This is a genomic window from Bradyrhizobium sp. JR4.3 (assembly GCF_040547695.1).
Taxonomy (GTDB): Bacteria; Pseudomonadota; Alphaproteobacteria; order Rhizobiales; family Xanthobacteraceae; genus Bradyrhizobium; species Bradyrhizobium canariense.
This window is the reverse complement of the sequence record NZ_JBEPQF010000080.1, coordinates 1-4,555: the sequence shown is the minus strand read 5'-3', so window position 1 is coordinate 4,555 and position 4,555 is coordinate 1. Positions and strand designations below refer to the sequence as shown.

The 4,555-nt window shown below is 59.3% G+C and carries 4 protein-coding genes and 1 pseudogene; 3 read left to right on the top strand and 2 right to left on the bottom strand.

All coding sequences use genetic code 11. The features are described 5' to 3' along the window. Positions 1 to 816 precede the first annotated feature (816 nt). A complete protein-coding gene (locus ABIB91_RS41525; RefSeq protein ID WP_354172954.1) occupies positions 817 to 1,011 on the bottom strand; it encodes a hypothetical protein in 195 nt (64 codons plus the stop codon). A gap of 178 nt (positions 1,012 to 1,189) precedes the next feature. Here ABIB91_RS41525 and ABIB91_RS41520 point away from each other — a divergent pair, with 178 nt between their 5' ends. After that, the gene (locus ABIB91_RS41520; protein ID WP_354172952.1) at positions 1,190 to 1,816 is read left to right on the top strand and encodes a response regulator transcription factor; all 627 of its coding nucleotides are present in this window, start codon (positions 1,190 to 1,192) and stop codon (positions 1,814 to 1,816) included. Positions 1,817 to 2,138: 322 nt separating this feature from the next. After that, positions 2,139 to 2,393, top strand: coding sequence for a hypothetical protein (locus ABIB91_RS41510; protein WP_354128572.1), 255 nt, complete (start codon positions 2,139 to 2,141; stop codon positions 2,391 to 2,393). 764 nt (positions 2,394 to 3,157) lie between these two features. Here the strand turns inward: ABIB91_RS41510 and ABIB91_RS41505 are convergent. After that, positions 3,158 to 3,961 carry a hypothetical protein gene (locus ABIB91_RS41505; protein ID WP_354172950.1) on the bottom strand — a complete coding sequence of 268 codons (804 nt, stop codon included), beginning with the start codon at positions 3,959 to 3,961 and terminating at the stop codon, positions 3,158 to 3,160. A gap of 241 nt (positions 3,962 to 4,202) precedes the next feature. On the opposite strand from ABIB91_RS41505, the pseudogene ABIB91_RS41500 reads away from it, so the two are divergent. Beyond that, positions 4,203 to 4,466: pseudogene (locus tag ABIB91_RS41500) on the top strand (transposase); the annotation flags it as partial. Between the last annotated feature and the right edge of the window lie 89 nt (positions 4,467 to 4,555).

Below are 4,555 nucleotides of genomic sequence, written 5' to 3'. Positions count from 1 at the left end.
GCTTCGGTTGCGGGGCCTGAATGGCGTCAGGGACGAAGTGCTGCTCACAGCCACCGCGCAGAACCTGAGGCGGCTGGCCAAGCTAATCTGCCGTCCCCCGCCACAACTGGCAGTCGCGTGCTGAAATCCACCAGCAAAACGGAAACCGCCGACACCCCGTACCAAAAAAACCGCCGAAACTCCAAAGCCAAGCTCGCCCCCAAGTCAGAAACGAGTTTTGCAACACAATCCCCCGGTGAGCGGACATAGTGGTCGTGAGTCGAGGTGATAACACGCTGCGCGGACCGTCGCGGCCACCCTCCGCACAGTCGGGACGTCCGGGTCCCTCTGGGCGTGTCAACCTCCGCGGGGCCGCGCGACCGCGACCTTTGAGGGTATTTGGGGTTTTTGATTTTCGAATTTCCTTTCGTACCATCTCGCACACAAAGGCTGGCGCGCGATATGGAGCCTACCGGCTGTGGGCGCTCAAGCAGCAGAGCAAGTAAGCCCGACAGGACCATAAACCTTTGTATCGTTCCATCACCCCTTACGTTCAATTGAGCCGCTGATCGCGATCGTCTAGCTAAGGGTATGCGGTAGCTCCCTGCTATCGTTGCCCTCCTTGGGCGTTTCCTCCCTAGACTTGGGCCGCTTGTGGCAACGCAGGCGGCCTCCCTTTTTGTATGGCCGTCACGTCCCGCAGCAATTCGCGATCTGTCATGTCGCTGTCTTCTCCCTGAGAGGGTGGCCCAACCGCCAACGATCATGCCACCAGCGGCGCGACCATGATGGCGATCATCGCGATGTACCCGAAGAACGATACGCTCGGCGAGTGGCTCAGGCTGTATGTCGAGGAGTGCTTCCATGCTGCTTGAAGAAAAGATCAAGCTTCACAGGTTCGCCGGTATCTCGCCAGACCAGTCTTTTACCGAGGCTGGCCGCCACTGCGAGGCGGTGGTGGCCGCCGATTAGAACATGGTCATCTGATGTTTGGGCGATGATCTCGCCAGCTTCGTCCACGATGAACTTCATGGGGGCCGCCTCCAATCGAGCGCGCCGATCAGCGCCGCCGCGATGGAGCGCAATCTATCTAACCTCGTGCGGGCTCCGGGCGTTCCAACCCATGAAGATCACGGTTTCCGGACGACGTGCGCCACTTCGCGCACGCTTTTCTGTGCCAACTCGCACAAAATAAACGGGGATACGCGAAGTGAAATGTATTTGTAGCGGGCCGTCGCGCCGTCCCCGCACAAACCCACGCCCTCAAAAGGACCCTATCGACCATCATTCGGAGGGGCGCCATCGTCAGAGGGCAGCGGCATGGCACAAACTGCATAGATCGCCTCGAAGAGACAGATCAGTTGCCCGAAAGAGCGCCAAAAGACACTTACTCACCGCGCATTGCGCGATACCCTCTCGACAACGAAAAGGGGATCGGTGCCGGGGGTTCGCGCACATTGTTGACGATGACAAGTCATTCCGGACGGCGATCGAACGCCGCCTGAAGAAAGCCGGGTATAGGGTCGAGACCTATGCTTGCGCCCAGCAGTTGCTGGACCACCTCCCAACCGGCGACGAGCCGACCTGCATCATACTCGATGTGCGGATGCCCGGCGTGGATGGCCCGGCCCTGCAGAAGCGCTTGGGCGAACCCAGCTCAACGCTGCCGATCATATTTCTCACGGGCGATCCCGACATTCCTGCCACCGTGCAGGCCATCAAGGCGGGCGCCGATGACTTCTCGTTCCAGGAGTCGGAGGCGCGCAATTTCGGCTTGACGAGCAGCTCTCGCGCGAGGGGCGCTACGAGCACGCCGACGAATTTCTCGAGGTCGTGACCAAGCTGTGGAATTCGTGGGGAGGATGGTGCGCTGGTCCGGGATCGCCAGCCGCCGCTGTTCGCCGACTCGGCGCGGGTCCACCGGATCGACCATTCCGGCAAATGGTTCAATGTGCGAGGCCCCCTCAATGTCAGCCGACCGCCGCAAGGGCGCCCGGTCTTCATCCAGGCCGGCGCTTCGGATCGTGGCCGCGATTTCGCAGCTCGATGGGCCGAGATCATCTTCGTGACACCCGGCCTGATCGACGTCTCAGTCGAAATTCCGCAACGATCTGCGCGCCCGCGCGGTCCGTTTCGGCCGTGACCCGGACACGATCAAGGTGCTGCCTGGCATAGTGCCGGTGATCGCCAACACGGAGAAGCAGGCCAAGGCGCTGCAGCACGAGCTCCAGGCATTGTCGCATCCAGAATCTGGCCTCTCGACATTGTCCGATCGTCTCGGCGTCGACCTCTCGCGCTTCCCGCAGGATCAGGTCCTGCCTGAGAACCTCGACGTTCCCGGCGTCGAAGGGCACTACCGCGAGGTCGCCGAGCTGACGCGCCGCTCGGGCGTGAGCCTTGCCGAGCTGGGATAGCGCTACGGCGCGGGGAGAACCACCAGTGGATTTACCGGCACGCCCGGTGCGGTGGCGGATCGCATGTAGGAGTGGTTCGAGGCGGGCGCCTGCGATGGCTTCATGTTGCAGGTCCCATATCTTCCAGGCGGCTTGGAGGAGCTGGTCCACGGCCTCGTGCCAGAGCCGCAACATCGAGGGCTGTTCCGCACTGAGTACGACGGCTCGAGCTTGCGCGATTCTCTCGGCTTGCCCCGGCCGGCGGGCTGATGGTCGGCGCTGGCCCCGACGCAATGTTCTTCAGTTTCAGACACTCCCATGATATGCAGCGCACCCTTTTGATCGTGCGACGAATGTCCATTTACGGCCTGAGAAACCCCGGGGCACAACCAGTAAGGCATTGATAGTGTTCAGCGCGCAGACTCTCAATCAGTGGCGCGGTCGGTATTCATTCAGGCAACAAGCGCAGGAATCTCTTGTTCAATCAATCGCAATAATCGGGCGTTGCGCCGTTGCGCCTCCCCCCAACCAAGTTCGGACTTTACCGGTCCCGATACGAAAATGGCCCGCATCAAGCGGGCCATTTTTGTTTGGCGAGACGATCGCCGGCCGTCTCAGGCGATGACGTATCCCTCGGCTGATGCCGGCTGTTCGGTTAAATCAGCAGTACGCCCGCGAACCATGTCGAACTGGCCGGTTCGGTGCGGCGCCGCAGCGATTGCGACTCTGCCCACCAGATAATTAGTGCACCGTCACCATAGTAATTCTATCCGACCGGGTCGGCTCTAAGATGCCTTTGCACCTTGGTTCGGCAGCTCAAAGAGAACACCCACCACTTCCAGTAAGTCGCTTAGCACAGGTAAGCCATGCGAGCCGTCCAAACTAAGCAGCTGGGCTGGCGTGATTCCGTCAGGGTTGAGGCTTTCCAACACGACCAGCCTTTTGTGGACGCGCAGACGCTTGAAATACCTTTCTCCCGTCTCGTCCACCGCCACGACCAGCCGCCCTTCGAGGCGCTTTAATGTGTCAGAACCAAATGTCGTAGGATGAGTGACAAGAAATTGTCCGTCCAACGCGATAGGCTCGGCACTTCGACCCTGTACTTCAAACAAGCGCGCATTCGCTAAAGCTTTTTCGGCCAGAGAAAAGTCGCTTACCGCCACTACCTCCTGATTAACGATATGAGGCGGTGGGCGTGCAATGTGGGAGACGAACAATGTCCCCACGATCTTTTTTTGCTGCACCTTTTCTTTTGGCGCGATCACTGGCTGAGGGAGTTGGTGAGGTTCGAGCGTTTGCCCCGTCAAGACGGTCATCGTCGGGTGGAGATCTGTCTCGCTGTGTCGATGAGCTAACAGTTGCTCGCCAAAAGTTGCGACGACCAAGCTGTGCTTGGTGACGGAGGCAAAGTTCGAAACAATCAGGAAGTCACCGATTCCTGCGACCGGATCAAGCGTATCGGCCGCTAGCTGGTAGATATCATGATTGAAGAGTTTTACAGGTTGGGCTGAATCCCATTCCTTAAGGGTGACGATTCCATCGCCTGCTTTTCCATCCGTTTTCGCCGCAGCGGCCACGCCGGTCTTCATTAGCGTAAGTGCCTTTAGCGAGTCCTTGTGACCGGTCGGGAACGCAACAACATTGTCCCGCCATGCGAACATTCGCGGCTCGCCAGCAAACGCTTCGAATTGTGCGCACACATGGAATGCTTGATGCAACTTGGGCCGAAGCTGGTTATCCCAAAACGTCCTTATATCGAGCGCCTGTGACCTTGCCCCTTGGGCTCAATCCAGTTTGAAGTTCGTTCTGGCCCAAGACGAGGACCAGAGCATGAAGCGCAAGCGGTTTACCGAAGAACAGATCATCGGGATTTTGAAGGAGCACGAAGCGGGGGTTCCGGTCGCCGATCTCTGCCGCAAGCATGGTGTCAGCGACGCCAGCATCTACAAATGGAAGGCCAGGTTCGGCGGGATGGACGTCTCGGAGGCCAAGCGACTGCGGTCGCTGGAAGACGAGAACACGAAGCTGAAGCGGCTTCTGGCAGACGCCATGTTGGACAATGCGGCGCTGAAGGATCTCGTGGGAAAGAATGTATGACCCGCCCCGCCCGTGCAAGGTCGTTTAATGAGGACGATGCAGTCTGCACAAATGTATCCGGCCTCTTGCAAGTGGGCCGCTGTTGC

What these genes read in the sequence shown, in the direction of transcription:
- ABIB91_RS41505 (WP_354172950.1), bottom strand. Translation starts at nt 3,961, where the DNA reads ATGAAGACCGGCGTGGCCGCTGCGGCGAAAACGGATGGAAAAGCAGGC.
- ABIB91_RS41525 (WP_354172954.1), bottom strand. Translation starts at nt 1,011, where the DNA reads ATGAAGTTCATCGTGGACGAAGCTGGCGAGATCATCGCCCAAACATCA.